Here is a 14,546-nt window from a genome sequence, read left to right on the forward strand (position 1 = left end):
GTAACCTGTTTCCGTGCCCCGTCTGTCTGAAGTCATCACCGCGCTCGACGTCCTCTGGCCTCCCGAGCGCGCGGAGGAGTGGGACGCGGTCGGTACGGTCTGCGGCGACCCCGGTGCGGAGGTCCGACGCGTGCTGTTCGCCGTCGACCCCGTCCAGGCGGTCGCCGACGAGGCGATCTCGCTCGGCGCCCAGCTGATCGTCACCCATCACCCGCTCTATCTGCGCGGGACCACGACCGTGGCGGCCGGCCACTTCAAGGGCCGGGTCGTGCACACGCTGATCAAGAACGACATCGCGCTGCACGTCGCGCACACCAACGCGGACACCGCCGACCCCGGTGTCTCCGACGCCCTCGCGGGCGCGCTGGACCTCCGCGTCGTCGGGCCCCTGGTGCCGGACCCGACGGATGCCTCGGGCCGCCGCGGCCTCGGCCGCATCTGCGAACTGGACCAGCCCGAGACGCTCGGCGCGTTCGCCGAACGGGCGGCCAAGAGGCTGCCCGGCACCGCCCAGGGCATCCGCGTCGCTGGCGACCCGGACGCGACCGTGCGTACGGTCGCGGTGAGCGGCGGTTCCGGCGACGGCCTCTTCGACGCCGTCCGCGCCGCGGGCGTGGACGTCTTCCTCACCTCCGACCTCCGTCACCACCCGGTGTCCGAGGCCACCCAGCAGTCCCCTCTCGGACTGGTGGACGCCGCGCACTGGGCCACCGAGTGGCCGTGGTGCGAGCAGGCGGCCGCCCAGCTCGACGAGATCTCCGACCGGCACGGCTGGGACCTGCGGGTCCACGTGTCGCGCACGGTCACCGATCCCTGGACCTCCCAACACTCTTCTCCTGGAGCCCCCAACTGAACGCCGCGCCCGCCGACCAGATCCGACTCCTCGACGTCCAGGCCCTCGACGCCCGTCTGTCGCGGCTCGCGCACCGGCGCAAGTCGCTCCCCGAGCACGCCGAGATCGAGTCGCTCACCAAGGACCTCACGCAGCTGCGCGACCTGCTGGTCGCCGCGCAGACCGAGGAGAGCGACACCTCCCGCGAGCAGACCAAGGCGGAGCAGGACGTCGACCAGGTCCGCCAGCGTGCCGTCCGTGACCAGCAGCGCCTGGACTCGGGCGCGGTCACCTCGCCCAAGGACCTGGAGAACCTCCAGCGCGAGATCGTCTCCCTCGCCAAGCGCCAGGGCGACCTGGAGGACGTCGTCCTCGAGGTCATGGAGCGCCGGGAGTCCGCGCAGGAACGTGTCGCCGAACTGACCGAGCGGGTCTCCTCCGTCCAGGCCAAGGCCGACGACGCGACCGCACGCCGGGACGTGGCCGAGCAGGAACTCGACGCCGAGACCGCGACACTGACCAAGGAGCGCGAGCTCCTGTCGGCCACCGTGCCCGCCGACCTGCTCAAGCTGTACGAGAAGCTCCGCGTCCAGCAGGGCGGGGTGGGCGCGGCCCGCCTCTTCCAGCGCCGCTGCGAAGGCTGCCAGCTCGAACTGAACATCACCGAGGTCAACGAGGTGCGCGCCGCGTCCCCCGACACGGTGCTGCGCTGCGAGAACTGCCGCCGCATCCTGGTCCGCACCTCCGAGTCGGGTCTCTGATGCCGCGGTTCGTCGTCGAGGCGGACGGTGGCTCACGGGGCAACCCCGGCCCGGCGGGCTACGGCGCCGTCGTCATCGACGCCGCCAGCGGTGAGACGCTCGCCGAGGCGGCCGAGTACATCGGTGTCGCGACGAACAACGTCGCCGAGTACAAGGGCCTGGTCGCCGGACTGAAGGCCGCGTACGCCCTCGCGCCCGACGCGTCCGTGCACGTCCGGATGGACTCCAAGCTGGTCGTCGAGCAGATGTCCGGACGCTGGAAGATCAAGCACCCCGACATGAAGCCGCTGGCCGCCCAGGCGGCCAAGGTCTTCCCCGCCTCCCAGGTGACGTACGAGTGGATCCCGCGCGAGAAGAACAAGCACGCGGACCGGCTCGCCAACGAGGCGATGGACGCGGGCAAGCAGGGCAAACAGTGGGAACCCTCCCGCTCCACCGCCGAGTTCACCACCCGTGACGACACGGCGGCCCGGGTCGTCGGTGACGCGACGGCGGGTGCCGCGAAGGCGCGTGCCGCGCTCTCCGGCGGCGGCCGGGGAGATGCGGGGCTCCTCCCGGGCACCGAGAACGCCGGCGAGTCCGGTCCGACGGCCGAGAAGCCCGCCTCGCAGGGCTGGGGCGCCGACCTCGGCACCCCCACCACCTTCGTCCTGCTGCGCCATGGCGAGACCGCTCTCACGCCGGAGAAGCGCTTCTCCGGCAGCGGCGACCACGAGCTCTCGCCCGCCGGCCTGCGCCAGGCCGAAGCGGCCGCCGCGTCCCTCGCCGCCCGCGGCACGATCCAGGAGATCGTCAGCTCCCCGCTGAAGCGCTGCCGGCAGACCGCGGAGGCCGTCGCGGCCCGGCTCGGCCTCGACGTCCGTATCGAGGACGGCCTGCGCGAGACGGACTTCGGCGCCTGGGAGGGACTCACCTTCGGTGAGGTCCAGGAGCGCTACGGCGACGACCTCACGGCCTGGCTCGCCTCGGCGAAGGTGGCCCCGACCGGCGGCGGTGAGAGTTTCGCGACCGTCGCACGCCGGGTCGCCGCGACCCGCGACACGATGCTGACGCAGTCGGGGGGCCGCACGGTCCTGGTGGTCACCCATGTCACCCCGATCAAGACGCTGGTCCGGCTGGCGCTGGGCGCACCGCCGGAGTCCCTGTTCCGGATGGAGCTCTCGGCGGCGTCCCTGTCGGCGGTGGCCTACTACGCGGACGGCAACGCGTCCCTGCGGCTGCTGAACGACACGTCCCACCTGCGCGGGTGACCTGGCAACTCACCGGCGACGTCGAGGAGTTCCAGCGGGTCGCGGGTCCGTATCTGGCGGCCGACCCCGTCGGCACCACCGCGCTGATCACCGTCAGCGAGACGGTCCGGCGGCACGGCCCGTCGGTGTACGGGGCCGGCGGCCCGCCGCCCCGCTTCGGCTGGTGGCGGGAGGATCCCTCGGCCCCCGTCGAGGCCGCCTTCGTCCAGACCCCGCCGCACGCACCGATGTTCGGGAGCATCGACCCGGAGCACGCCCGGTCGCTGGCCCGGGTGCTGCGGGCGGCGGGCGACGAGGTGCCGGTCAGCGGGGTGAAGGGCGCGGACGGCGGAGCGCAGGCGTTCGCCGACGCGTGGGCCGGACCCGGCTCCTGGTCGGTCGTCGTCCGGCTGCGGCTGTTCCGGCTGGGGGAGCTGACCCCGCCCGAGCCGCCCGGCCGTGCCCGGCGGGCGTGCGCCGGTGATGTGCCGCTGGTCGCCGCCTGGATGCGCGGTTTCGCCGCCGACATCGGCGGTGACGCGGACGCCGATCAGACGGCCAACGCCGCCCGGCGGATCGCCGACGGCTGTCTGTGGCTGTGGGAGGTGGAGGGGAGGCCCGTCTCCATGGCGTCCCGTTCCCCGGTGCTGGTCGGCCAGTCGCGCGTCTCGCCCGTCTACACGCCGGACGGTTTCCGCGGCCGGGGCTACGCCGGAGCCGTGACCGCGGCGGTCAGCCGGGCGGCCGTCGCGGACGGGGCCGAAATGGTCCTGCTCTTCGCCGATACGGACAACCCGACGAGCAGCGCCCTCTATCAGCGCCTCGGCTACCGGGCCGTCCAGGACTACGTCGACCTGGCGTTCACCTAGGTCGCGTCCGCACGGTCTCGTCCGGCGCGCGACGCCGAGTTCCCCCGTGGCCCTTCGGGAACGGGAGGTGCCCCCACGCTGCCTTGCCGATGCGTCCGCTCAGCTCCGCCACAAGGGCGCACCGGCGCCTTGCGCTCGCATGCACCGGACGCCGCGAACCCCGCCCTCCGGGCGGACGACGACACTGTGCGGACCCTGAGCTGTGCGGACCCTGCGCCCTCAGCCGCGCAGCGCGGCCGCCCCGGCGGCCAGTTCCTCGACGCGGCCCCAGTCCTTCGCGGCGAGCGCGTCCGCCGGGAGCATCCATGTGCCGCCCACACAGCCGACGTTCGGCAGCGCCAGATAGGAGGGCGCCGAGGCGAGCGAGATGCCTCCGGTCGGGCAGAAGCGGGCCTGCGGAAGCGGCCCGGCGAGGGACCGCAGATAGGCCGTCCCGCCCGCGGCCTCGGCCGGGAAGAACTTCATCTCGTCGACCCCGCGCTCCAGCAGCGCCACCACCTCCGAGGTGGTGGAGACGCCCGGCAGAAACGGCACACCCGAGCGCTGCATCGCCTCCAGCAGCGTCGGCGTCCAGCCCGGGCTCACCAGGAACCGGGCCCCGGCCGCCATTGCCGCGTCCACACCGTGTGCGGAGATCACCGTCCCCGCGCCGACGACCGCGTCCGGCACCTCGTCGGCGATCGCGCGGATGGCGTCCGGCGCGGCGGGCGTACGCAGCGTCACCTCGATCGTGGGCAGTCCGCCCGCCACGAGCGCCCGTGCGAGCGGTACGGCATCGGCGGCGTCCTCGATCACGACGACGGGAACGACGGGCGCGAGGTCCAGCAGGGAGGTCATGCCGCCATCCTGCCCCGATGCCCACACTCTGCGCAACGAGCGTTGCGCAGAGCGCAACGCGGCGGGTTGCGGCTCAGTGGATCTGCGTGACCACCACGTCCAGCGACCACGGCCGGCCCGCCCGCGCGGGAGGCTCGGCCTCCACCACGTACCCCAGGTCCCGCAGCGCCTCCACCAGCTCGCCGGGACCCTTCGGCCGGGCACCCGTCACCAACAGGTCCCGCACCAGCCGGCCCTTCGTGGCCTTGTTGAAGTGGCTGACCACCGACCGCTTCTCGACCCCGTCGACCAGCTGCGAGTGCAGCACCCGGACCGTCGCCGTACGCCCGGCCACCTCGCCCTTCGGCTTCCAGGCCGCCGCGTACGCGGACGAGCGCAGATCGAGGACGAGACCGCTGCCCGCCACCTCCGGCAGCACGGAGTCCATGGGCGTGCGCCAGTGCGTCCCGAGCGCGCCGAGCCCCGGCAGCTTCACGCCCATCGAGCAGCGGTACGGGGGAATCCGGTCGCCGATCCGCACCGCGCCCCACAGCCCCGAGAACACCAGCAGCGACGCGCGCGCCCGGCGCCGGGCGTCCGGCTCCAGCGTCCCGAGCCCCAGGGCGTCGTACAGCACACCGGTGTAGAGCTCGCCCGCCGGCCGGGCTCCCGCGGTCCTCAGCTGCACGTTCTTCGCGATCTCACCGCGCAGGCCCTCGCTCAGCCCGAGGATCTCCCGCGCCTTGTCCTCGTCGGCCGCGCACAGCTCGACGAGCTCGTCCAGCACCGCGGCGCGGGCGCCGGCCAGACCGGGCAGCGACAGCGACTCGGGCTTCAGCGGAGCCCCGCGACCGGAAGCGGCCTTACCTTCCGACGGCGGCAACAGCACGAGCACGGCAAGTCTCCTTCGTACGTACGGGGGCGGGGGGTGCGGCCCCCGCGCCAGCCTACGGTCATCCGGGGTGCCGTCCGTCGCCCGCCGCCATACGCTCGGTCCATGCCCCGCCGCCCTCTGCACACCACCGGCGCAGCCGAGGCTCCGCTGCGGGCCGCACTGCGCGAGCTGCGCATCACTCTCGGCGTCCCGGGCGAGTTCCCGCCCGAGGTGCTCGCGGAGGCGGAGTCGGCCGCCGCGGCGCCCGCGCTGCCGGACACCGACGCGACCGACCTCCCGCTGTTCACCGTCGACCCCCCGGACTCGGCCGACCTGGACCAGGCGATGCATCTCGCCCGGCGGCGCGACGGCTTCCGCGTGCACTACGCCATCGCCGACGTCGCCGCCTTCGTGAAGCCCGGCGGCGCGCTCGACACGGAGGCGCACCGTCGCGTCCAGACCCTGTACTTCCCCGACGGGAAGGTGCCGCTGCACCCGGCCGTACTCTCCGAGGGCGCGGCCAGCCTGCTGCCCGGCCGGAACGTGCCCGCGCTGCTGTGGCGGATCGACCTCGACGCCGAGGGCCGTACCGTCGCCACCGACCTGCGCAGGGCGCTCGTCCGCAGCCGGGCCAAGCTGGACTACGAGGGGGCGCAGCGGCAGATCGACGACGGCACCGCCGAGGAGCCCCTCGCGCTGCTGAAGACCGTCGGCCTGCTGCGCGAGGAGCTGGAACGCGAACGCGGCGGAATCTCCCTCGGCGTCCCCGAGCAGGAGATCACCGAGCGGAACGGCACCTACTTCCTCCACTACCGCGCCCCGCAGCCGGCCGACGGCTGGAACGCCCAGATCTCCCTGCTCACCGGCATGGCCGCCGCCGACCTCATGACCGCGTCCGGCACCGGCATCCTGCGCACCCTGCCCACCGCACCCGACGGCGCGGTGGCACGGCTGCGCCGCTCCGCGAGGGCCCTGCACATCGACTGGCCCCACCATGTCTCGTACGCGGACGTCGTACGGTCCCTCGACCCGGGCAACGCCTCGCACGCGGCCTTTCTGCACGAGTGCACCACCCTGCTGCGCGGCGCCGGCTACACCGTCTTCAGCGGCGGCGAACTGCCCGCGCACGCCGTCCACGCGGCCGTCGCCGCCGCCTACACGCACTGCACCGCACCGCTGCGCAGACTCGTGGACCGCTACGCCGGCGAGCTGTGTCTGGCCATCAGCGCCGGGCAGGGCGTGCCGGAGTGGGTGCTCGCCGCGCTGGACGACCTCCCCCGGGAGATGGCGGACGGCGGGCGGCGGGCCAACACCGTGGAGCGTGAGTGCGTCGACATCATCGAGGCGGCCCTGCTGAAGGACCGGATCGGCGAGGTCTTCGAGGGTGTCGTGGTGGATGTGAAGGAGCACGAACCGGCCGTCGGCACCGTCCAGGTGGAGGAGCCGGCGGTGGTGGCCAGGGTCGAGGGCGGTGGCCCGCTGCCGCTGGGCGAGCGGCTGCGGGTGCGGCTCATCCAGGCGGAACCGGGCTCGGCGAAGGTGCAGTTCGCTCCTGCGCAGGCCTGAGCGCGGCGACCAGCGCCCTGGGATCGTCGGCGTTGAACCGGACGGTGTGCGCGGTGCCGACCCTGCCGAGCGGCCGGACGAAGGTGACGGGCGCGGCCAGCTGCACGGTCACGGTCGTCTGCCCGCCGACGGCCAGTTCCAGTGTGCCGTCGTCGCGCGCCGTGCCCCGACTGCCGTCCGGATAGCGGCGGTCGACGCTGGCCCGGACGATCTGCTCCGCGGGAATCCGCAGGTCGAACAGGGCCCCGTAGCGGATGCGCAGCGATCCGTCCGCCTCCACCACATGCGGCCGGGTGACACAGGCCGCGTGGAAACCGATCAGCTGGACCACGCCGTAGACATCGATGAACAGCGTGATGGCATGCACCAGCGGCCAGGGGATCAGCACCGCCAGGGCCACCGTCTCGACGATCGCCACGAAGAGGAATCCGTAGAGCATCGCGGTCTGGGGCTCGGTGTACTTGGCGGTGTACGCGGCCGTCCGCACCCCGTGCCGGCGGCGCAGCACCCAGAGCGCCAGGCTGTGCAGGGCGCGCACCTCGTGCACGGCCAGACGGCGGAGAACGGTGGCGGATCTCATCGCAGCTCCTCGGCACGGGCGGAAAGGGTGGCCAGCATCTGCCGTACGACGGCGGCCTGCGCGGGCGAGAAGTCAGCGAGGAACGCCTCGCCGAACGACCCCTTGCTCTCCTCGAAGCCCTCGCCGCTCTCGTTCATCAGCGCGATCAACTCGTCCGGCATACAGGCGGCGAGTTCTTCGCCGAGCGGCCGGACGCGTGGGTCGTCACCGTCCGCGTCGGCGAGTTCGTCGAGGCGTTCGTACAACTCCTGGACCCGGGCGGAGAATTCGGCGTCGTCCGCGAGGGGTTGCAGCGCGGTGAACAGGCGGTCCCGGTCCTTCGGCTCGACCATCGAGTCCAGCAGCGCCAGATGGGCCCGGTCCTTGGCGGCGGCGGGGGAGTCGCTCGCGGTGAGCGAGCCGAGCAGCCGGGCCAGTTCGGGGGAGACCGGCCCCTCCGCGGGCAGGGTGCCGTCCTTCGCCTGCCGGATCAGCTCGGCGAGGCGGGCGCGCCGCTCGGCGATGGCGCTCTCCTGCTGCGCCAGATCGGCGTCGAGTTCCGCCAGCACCTCGGCGAGTTCGCGGCCGGCGTCGTCGGCGAGCACGTCGCGGACCTCGGCCAGCCCGAGACCGAGCTCGGTGAGCCGGCGGACACGGGCGAGCAGCACGGCGTGCTGGAGCCCGTAGTCGCGGTAGCCGTTGGGCCGGCGTTCGGGCTCGGGCAGCAGGCCGAGATGGTGGTAGTGGCGGACGGTACGGGGGGTGACGCCGGCGAGTGCGGCGATCTCTCCGATCCTCATGCGGCCAGTAGAAACCATGACGTTGCGGCAGGGTCAAGACTCGCCCGCGCGGCCCTGTCCGCCGGCTTCGGGGACGGGTCCCGGGGCGGCCCGCGGTCCGGGCCGCCGGCTCCACGGCGTTCCCGTCCGCCGGTGCCGGGTAGCATGGTCGGCACGGCAGACGAGCCGGGCGGACGGCCGCGTGGGGATCCTCGGATCCTCCCGAGGAACGTCCGGGCTCCACAGGGCAAGGTGGTGGCTAACGGCCACCCGGGGTGACCCGCGGGACAGTGCCACAGAAAACAGACCGCCGGGGACCTCGGTCCTCGGTAAGGGTGAAACGGTGGTGTAAGAGACCACCAGTGCCCAGGGTGACCTGGGCAGCTAGGTAAACCCCACCTGGAGCAAGGTCAAGAGGGAGCGCCTGTAGCGATACGAGGTGCTCCTGCGCGGACGTTCGAGGGCTGCCCGCCCGAGTCCGCGGGTAGACCGCACGAGGCCGGCGGCAACGCCGGCCCTAGATGGATGGCCGTCTCCCCGGCCGCCGCGAGGCGACCGGGCGACAGAACCCGGCGTACAGCCCGACTCGTCTGCCGCCAAGCGTCCATGACCAGGGAACATGCTGGTCAGGGGCCCTTTTGCGCCAGGTCAGGAGCTTGATCGAACCCCGGTCTGTACCGGTTCAAACCGGACCTCACGGTTATGAACGTAGCCACGAAGGTAGCCACCCACGCGGCCCCTGTGGGCACTCGTCCTGATCACTGGGCTGCGGTGATTCTCTGTGCATTACTGCCCGGCTCGCCCGAACGCAAGGAACCCTCCACCAGCGGACGGCTGTAATTTCCAGGGTAGGCCGTTTGATGCGGGGGCAACGACCTGAGCGCACCGTTGACCGGACGTCAGGCAATCGGTGGGTCCGTAGGCTTGGTCTCTGAGGAACTGGGAGAACGGAGTCGGCGGGGGCAGCGAGAACTGGGGACGTGTAAGCCGGAAGCTGGACTTGGCGCGCTACCATTCCCCTGAGCCTGGCTCGGTGTGGTGGCAGGCGGTTCGGGGGAGTGAATGACGTTCGTACAGCCAAGACGATTAGATTTCCCGTCTTCTGGGCGATCGCCGCGACTGGCGATTCTGCGCCCTGACGAAGACCTACTTCGTCTGCTTGATGCCGACCACTCCAAGGAAAGGTCCTACTCCCAACCTTGCCGTGACTGGCCCGAGGTCAAGTCACACCTCGCGATCCTGCTTGCTCCCGCCGACCAGCAGGGGGAGGAAGACGGCGGGGAGCAAGCGGACCGGATCTGGGGGCTGGGTATCGTGCGCCCTGCTCATGAGACCGACCGAGACCGGAAGGTCGTCGTCGCCCGTGTGAGACGTCTTCGAGGCATGGTGCCTGCCTCAGGGCTCTGGTGCGCCGGCGGCGAGGGGGACACCGCACTCTCCAAGTCGTTACCGGAAAGCGGTCCTGTCACGGTCGGCGCAGACACTGTGTTCGCCAATCTCCGGCGGATCTCCCCTGATGTCGAGGCCGAAGTCCAGAGGCTGATGCCTCTCCTCGACGACGCCGAAGGCTGGAGCGAGCGGGAACTCCGCTGGCGTGATGAGCGTGACGCTCTTCTGCTCTTCGCCAAGATAGCGGGGTTGGGCCGGAGCGACTTCTCGGAGGTACGTCTCTGGGACAGGACAGCCGCCCAGGCAGCCTTTATCAGCGGGCTTGTCGGGACTCCGGTTCAGCCGATGCTCGGCGACATCCGCGGGCAGGCAGCGACGAGGTTCAGCGGCATTGGTGAGACCGTCGTCCAAGCATTCGCGAGTCGCGGAGCTAACCGAAGCTATGACTTCGAGGCCACGTCGATAACCGATCAGTCGGTGGTGGACGGTCGGGAGGGCTCCCTCGACGCCTACTACTACCACGTCGACACTCGGACGCTCGTCACGCTGCGCTACGTGCGTCCCGACCCGAACGGGCTCTTCTCGCCTGAGGCCCGGCACAGTCTGGACGAGTTCCACAGCCGTGTTCACCGCCTGCCGCGACGCGACCGGCGGAGTGCCGACGATTACAGCTTGCTGGACGACCCTCTTTTTCTCCGCATGCATGAGCCGGAGCCCTTCACCGCCGCTCTGCACCGGACGAGCTCCGGTGCGATCTACCCCTACGACCAGGTCGCCGCAGCGATCTCGGCCGCGGCGGAACCCGGTCTCCCAGGCCCTTCCGTAGGCGCGCTCACCCGTCACCTGGTACCGACCCACTTCGCCCAGCTGGTGCGCGACGGTTGGTTCGGCGCGAGCGGGGTGCCCTTCGAAGCGGCCTTGGACTGGGTGGAGGCCACGATCGACACGGCTGGTGTTGCTTTGGTGGTCGTGGACTTCAGCCTCCGGCAGCGTGGCGACGGCTCAGGGATCAAGACGCCGGCGTAGGCCATCAACAAGACACCACCAGTGGGAAGGCAACCATCCATGGCCACCTCGGGGGCGGACACACCTCGCCAGGTCACGCAGGTCCGCGAGCAGCTGCACGAGACATTTGACGGGGTGATATTCGACAGCGACATCGCCCACTTCCGCGGGGGCAACTACGAACAGCGCTTCCTCTCCCGCGCCCTCGCAGCCCTCGCGGTACGACGCGTGGCCCAATGCTCTGTGGCCGAGGCGGCCCGGTTCGTCACGGACGGCATCGCGGACCAGGGCTTGGATGCCGTGGCGCCCCTGCCGGAGAGCGGGCAGGCTCTGCTCGTCCAGGCAAAGTGGAGCGACAAGGGTACGGCGACCTTCGACGTGGATGCCGCCAAGGCGATGGTGGACGGCCTGAACCGCATCGAGAACGAGCTGTACGACCAGTTCAACCAGCGTGCCGGCGCCCTCGCGCTGGAAGCCAGGCCGTTCATCATCAACAAAAAGGCCACCCTGCTCATCGCGCTGATGGGCACGGCGGAGCCTTCTCCGCCAGCGCTCGAGGTTCTTAACAATGCTCTCGACGAGTTCAACAAGCATGGTGCCCGCTTGAGCGTCGAGGTGCTGTACGCCGCAGATTTCCATGACCAGATCCATGCGGATCTTCGGCCGGAGCCGATCTGCCTGGACGTCCGCCTTGACGACTGGTACCAGCAGAAGGGACCGCTCGACGCCTATCAGGGCACGGTTTCCGCCGAGAGCGTTGCCGAGTGGTACGAGACGCACGGTACCGGCCTGTTCGAGCAGAATCTCCGGGCCCCCCTCGGGACGACGGTCACGAATGCGGAGATCGGTCAGACCCTTACGTCCGATCCCACCAAGTTCTGGCACCTGAACAACGGCATCACCATGATCTGCGACTCGCTCACGGCGAAGCACGACAGCGCCAAGGCACCGCAGAGCAGGCCGACCACTCTCACCGTGAGTGGGGCGAGCATCGTCAACGGCGCTCAGACGGTACGGGCTGTCGCCAGAGCCATGCACGACGACGGTGAGGCTGCGGCCAACGCCACTCTGAGCATCAAGGTCATCAACACGCATGAAGACCGGGAATTCGGCATCCAGGTCTCGCAGGCGGCGAACCGGCAGAACGCCATCGAGCAGCGCGATCACATCGCGCTCGAGCCTGTGCACCAGGCGATCAAGGCCAACCTGCGCGCCGAACTGCGCAAGCAGTACGTGATCAAGCGGGGCGAGCCGGTCGCCGCGCCCGAGACGGGTTGTTCACTGGACGAGCTCGCTCTCGCGCTCGCGTGCCTGTACCCGGATGCGGAACAGGCCGCCCGGGCCGCCAGTTCGACGGAGAACCTCTGGGAGCAGGGCCCCAAGGGCAGCCACACCCTGTTGTTCAAACGCGAGCCCTCGCCACAAAAGGTGTGGCGTTCCGTGCTCACGCTGCGCGCGGCACGGAGCGCGGTCTACGAACTGGGCAGTGGTCAGAACAGCCGCGAGGCCGCTACCACCGAGCACGGTGGCTTTCTCGTCACACACTTGCTCTTTCAGCATCTCGGCGCCACCAGTATCGATGACCCCGACTTCGACTGGGAGAGCGAGGTGCTGGAGAAGATTCCCGCCCTCGTACCGGACCTGGTGCGTCGGCTGACGCACCAGATCGTCACTCGTTACGGGCCGCGTCCCCAGATCAGGACCGCTTTCCAGAGCGTGGATACGTGCCGGGATCTCGCGAAGCAGGTCCTCGGTGACCTGGCCAATGGCGTCGCCATTCCCGCACCTCCCGCGAAGGAGCGCAAGCCGCGTCGCCCGAACACCGTGCCGCTCCTGGTCGACCGCCGTGCCATCAAGGACGGATCGCCCCTTCGGTACGTGGCTCAGACCGAGCCCGAACGTGACGCCATGGAAGAGTGGCTTGCCGCAGACGAAAGCCGACGCCAGGCGACCTGGGTCAATCACCGGACGAAGCCCATCCTCTGGGCGCACGACGAGCAGCAGTACTCGCCGTCCGGGCTGGTGTCGAAGATGTGGGCGGACGCCGACTGGGACGAGCGACCCGTGGCCAACCAGGGAACGGCTCGCTGGTTCCAGTCGGATGGTCTGAGCCTGTGGAATCTGGCTCAGCGCATCCACGGCGAAGAGGCCGAGGACGAGGCCTGACGGCGTGTGCACCGCACCGGCAGGACGTCAGTCAGGGAGTGGTCCCTCCGGGTCGCGCAGCCGGGCGAGGAGATCGGCGATCTCGCGGGTCTCCTCGTGGTCCTCACCGAGGAGGACGCACATGTCCTCGTGGAGGGCGTCGAGGACCCCCTCGGCCTCGGTGCGGCGCCCCTCGGAGAAGAGGAGCACGCCGATACTGCGCCGTAGGTCGAGAGCGGTTTCCGAGGCGTCCCCGGCCGCGTCGGAAACGACTTCCAGAACCTCCTGGAACTCCCGCAGGGCGACGGTGGCCTGACCTAGGTTTGCCCGGCAGTGGGCGGCGTGCCGACGGCACTCCAGCGTGCTTTCATCGCCCGGTCCCGCCGTGCGGGCGTAGACGGCGGCCAGAGCGTCGAACTCCGGCAAGGCACGCCGGAAGTCCTCGCCGGCCATGAGGACTGCCGCGCGCTGCCTCCGAAGGCCGAGCACACGGGAGTTGTGCGCGCCGAGGGCGGTGGCCGCTGTGGCGATCACCGCCTTGAGGACGTCCGCGGCCTGGGCGAACCGTCCGCTCTCGGCGAGGTCCGCGGACCGGGCGTAGGCGTCCCTGATCGCGTCCCGCAGCGCGGTGTCGACGCGCGCCGGGACCGGTAGGGGCGCCACCGGCCCGAGCGAGGGCACGGGCGGCGTGGTCCGTCGCAGGGGTGCGTTCGGCTGTCGGTAGACCACCGTCGGATCGGGAAGTTCGGAAGGGGAGCCGCCATGGGTGAGGGCCAGGGAATCGGCTGCGGATCCCGGTTGCGGCAGGTGCGGCGACAGGCGCTCGTACACCGCGTACGCGTCGACGGGACGCTGCTCCGGCACCTTCGCCAGCAGGTCCAGGGCCAGCGCCTCAAGGTCCTCCGGCACCTCGGGCCGCAGGGTGCGCAATGGCTTCGGCGGCACGTTCATGTGCTGGTGCAGAAGCTGGTACTCGTTGTCGCCGCTGAACACCGGCTCTCCGGCGAGGAGTTCGTGCAGCACGCAGCCGAGCGCGTAGAGGTCGCTCAGCGGGGTGATCTGCGCGCAGTCGATCTGCTCGGGCGGCATGTAACGGCTGGTACCGATCCGGCTGCCCGTGGCCGTGAGCCGGGTGACGTCCGTGCGCAGCAGTTTCGCGATGCCGAAATCCAGCACCTTGACCGTGCCGTCAGCGGCTATCAGGACGTTGTCCGGCTTCAGATCGCGGTGCACGACCGGGATGGCGTGCGCGTACGACAGGACTGTGCAGATCTGCGCCGCGATCGACGCGGCCCAGCTCACCGGGAGCAGCGCCGCCGCGCCGTCCCCCAGGCCCGTGAGCACCCTGCGCAGGGAGATCCCGCGCACGTACTCCATCACCAGGTACAGCCGGTCGTACGACGCCTCGTCCAGCACCGCGTCGAACACCTGCGGCACTCCGTGATGCCCGATCCGAGCGGTGACGCGCGCCTCGCGTTCGAAGCGGCGGGCGAACTCTTCCGCCTGTGCCGGCGATGCGACGACGTCGGGCCGGATGAGCTTGACCGCGATCTCACGGTCGAGAACGGCGTCGTAGCCGCGCCAGACCGTGCCCATACCGCCGGATTCGATCTCCTCGATCAGCTCATAGCGGCCCTGCTCGCCGATTCTCCGTGCCTGCGCCACGCGTTGCGCCCCCGTCGTCCTGATGCCACGTCAGTCGATCGCTGTACACGGTACCTA

General features: G+C 70.8%; 12 protein-coding genes and 1 other RNA gene. 8 read left to right on the plus strand and 5 right to left on the minus strand.

Annotated elements, in window-relative coordinates:
• Window positions 1–13 precede the first annotated feature (13 nt).
• The 4 genes from RPQ07_RS26155 to RPQ07_RS26170 are packed head-to-tail and all read left to right on the plus strand — an operon-like array spanning window position 14 to window position 3,691.
• The gene (locus RPQ07_RS26155; RefSeq protein WP_313946635.1) at window positions 14–853 is read left to right on the plus strand and encodes a Nif3-like dinuclear metal center hexameric protein; all 840 of its coding nucleotides are present in this window, start codon (window positions 14–16) and stop codon (window positions 851–853) included.
• On the plus strand, window positions 850–1,593 hold the full coding sequence (locus RPQ07_RS26160; RefSeq protein WP_313949029.1) for a zinc ribbon domain-containing protein: 744 nt from the start codon (window positions 850–852) through the stop codon (window positions 1,591–1,593). Before RPQ07_RS26155 ends, RPQ07_RS26160 begins: the two co-directional genes overlap by 4 nt.
• Window positions 1,593–2,843 (plus strand): bifunctional RNase H/acid phosphatase, encoded by a 1,251-nt coding sequence (locus RPQ07_RS26165; protein ID WP_313946636.1) that lies wholly within the window; start codon window positions 1,593–1,595, stop codon window positions 2,841–2,843. Before RPQ07_RS26160 ends, RPQ07_RS26165 begins: the two co-directional genes overlap by 1 nt.
• On the plus strand, window positions 2,840–3,691 hold the full coding sequence (locus RPQ07_RS26170; RefSeq protein WP_313946637.1) for a GNAT family N-acetyltransferase: 852 nt from the start codon (window positions 2,840–2,842) through the stop codon (window positions 3,689–3,691). The genes RPQ07_RS26165 and RPQ07_RS26170 overlap by 4 nt, the downstream gene beginning before the upstream one ends.
• A 219-nt stretch (window positions 3,692–3,910) precedes the next feature.
• Here RPQ07_RS26170 and eda read toward each other — a convergent pair whose 3' ends face one another.
• Both eda and yaaA read right to left on the minus strand, forming a co-directional pair.
• Entirely contained in the window at window positions 3,911–4,528 is a 618-nt protein-coding gene (gene eda / locus RPQ07_RS26175; RefSeq protein ID WP_313946638.1) for a bifunctional 4-hydroxy-2-oxoglutarate aldolase/2-dehydro-3-deoxy-phosphogluconate aldolase, read from the minus strand.
• Window positions 4,529–4,601: 73 nt separating this feature from the next.
• Window positions 4,602–5,402, minus strand: a complete 801-nt coding sequence (gene yaaA, locus RPQ07_RS26180) for a peroxide stress protein YaaA (protein WP_313946639.1) — start codon at window positions 5,400–5,402, stop codon at window positions 4,602–4,604.
• A 102-nt stretch (window positions 5,403–5,504) separates the two neighbouring features.
• Between yaaA and RPQ07_RS26185 the strand changes: the two genes are divergently transcribed.
• On the plus strand, window positions 5,505–6,947 hold the full coding sequence (locus RPQ07_RS26185) for an RNB domain-containing ribonuclease (protein WP_313946640.1): 1,443 nt from the start codon (window positions 5,505–5,507) through the stop codon (window positions 6,945–6,947).
• On the opposite strand, the gene RPQ07_RS26190 is transcribed toward RPQ07_RS26185, so the two are convergent.
• Window positions 6,892–7,527, minus strand: coding sequence for a hypothetical protein (locus RPQ07_RS26190; protein ID WP_313946641.1), 636 nt, complete (start codon window positions 7,525–7,527; stop codon window positions 6,892–6,894). The two genes, RPQ07_RS26185 and RPQ07_RS26190, sit on opposite strands and share 56 nt — an antisense overlap.
• A complete protein-coding gene (locus RPQ07_RS26195; protein WP_313946642.1) occupies window positions 7,524–8,306 on the minus strand; it encodes a MerR family transcriptional regulator in 783 nt (260 codons plus the stop codon). Before RPQ07_RS26195 ends, RPQ07_RS26190 begins: the two co-directional genes overlap by 4 nt.
• 161 nt (window positions 8,307–8,467) lie before the next feature.
• On the opposite strand from RPQ07_RS26195, the gene rnpB reads away from it, so the two are divergent.
• From rnpB to RPQ07_RS26210, 3 genes are all read left to right on the plus strand, one after another.
• Window positions 8,468–8,878, plus strand: an RNA gene (gene rnpB, locus RPQ07_RS26200) — RNase P RNA component class A.
• A 469-nt stretch (window positions 8,879–9,347) separates the two neighbouring features.
• A complete protein-coding gene (locus tag RPQ07_RS26205; RefSeq protein ID WP_313946643.1) occupies window positions 9,348–10,700 on the plus strand; it encodes a hypothetical protein in 1,353 nt (450 codons plus the stop codon).
• 39 nt (window positions 10,701–10,739) lie between these two features.
• Window positions 10,740–12,845 carry an AIPR family protein gene (locus RPQ07_RS26210; RefSeq protein WP_313946644.1) on the plus strand — a complete coding sequence of 702 codons (2,106 nt, stop codon included), beginning with the start codon at window positions 10,740–10,742 and terminating at the stop codon, window positions 12,843–12,845.
• A gap of 27 nt (window positions 12,846–12,872) precedes the next feature.
• Here the strand turns inward: RPQ07_RS26210 and RPQ07_RS26215 are convergent, their stop codons facing one another.
• Window positions 12,873–14,489: a serine/threonine-protein kinase gene (locus RPQ07_RS26215; protein WP_313946645.1), complete on the minus strand. Its 1,617-nt coding sequence runs from the start codon at window positions 14,487–14,489 to the stop codon at window positions 12,873–12,875.
• Window positions 14,490–14,546 lie beyond the last annotated feature (57 nt).

It is taken from the genome of Streptomyces sp. AM8-1-1 (genome assembly GCF_032229325.1).
In the GTDB taxonomy this organism is placed as follows: domain Bacteria; phylum Actinomycetota; class Actinomycetes; order Streptomycetales; family Streptomycetaceae; genus Streptomyces; species Streptomyces achmelvichensis.

Bases quoted from the DNA above. Each gene is read 5' to 3' on its own strand.
- RPQ07_RS26185 (WP_313946640.1), top strand. From the start codon at position 5,505: ATGCCCCGCCGCCCTCTGCACACCACCGGCGCAGCCGAGGCTCCGCTG.
- RPQ07_RS26195 (WP_313946642.1), bottom strand. From the start codon at position 8,306: ATGAGGATCGGAGAGATCGCCGCACTCGCCGGCGTCACCCCCCGTACC.
- eda (WP_313946638.1), bottom strand. From the start codon at position 4,528: ATGACCTCCCTGCTGGACCTCGCGCCCGTCGTTCCCGTCGTCGTGATC.
- RPQ07_RS26210 (WP_313946644.1), top strand. From the start codon at position 10,740: ATGGCCACCTCGGGGGCGGACACACCTCGCCAGGTCACGCAGGTCCGC.
- RPQ07_RS26205 (WP_313946643.1), top strand. From the start codon at position 9,348: ATGACGTTCGTACAGCCAAGACGATTAGATTTCCCGTCTTCTGGGCGA.
- RPQ07_RS26165 (WP_313946636.1), top strand. From the start codon at position 1,593: ATGCCGCGGTTCGTCGTCGAGGCGGACGGTGGCTCACGGGGCAACCCC.
- RPQ07_RS26190 (WP_313946641.1), bottom strand. From the start codon at position 7,527: ATGAGATCCGCCACCGTTCTCCGCCGTCTGGCCGTGCACGAGGTGCGC.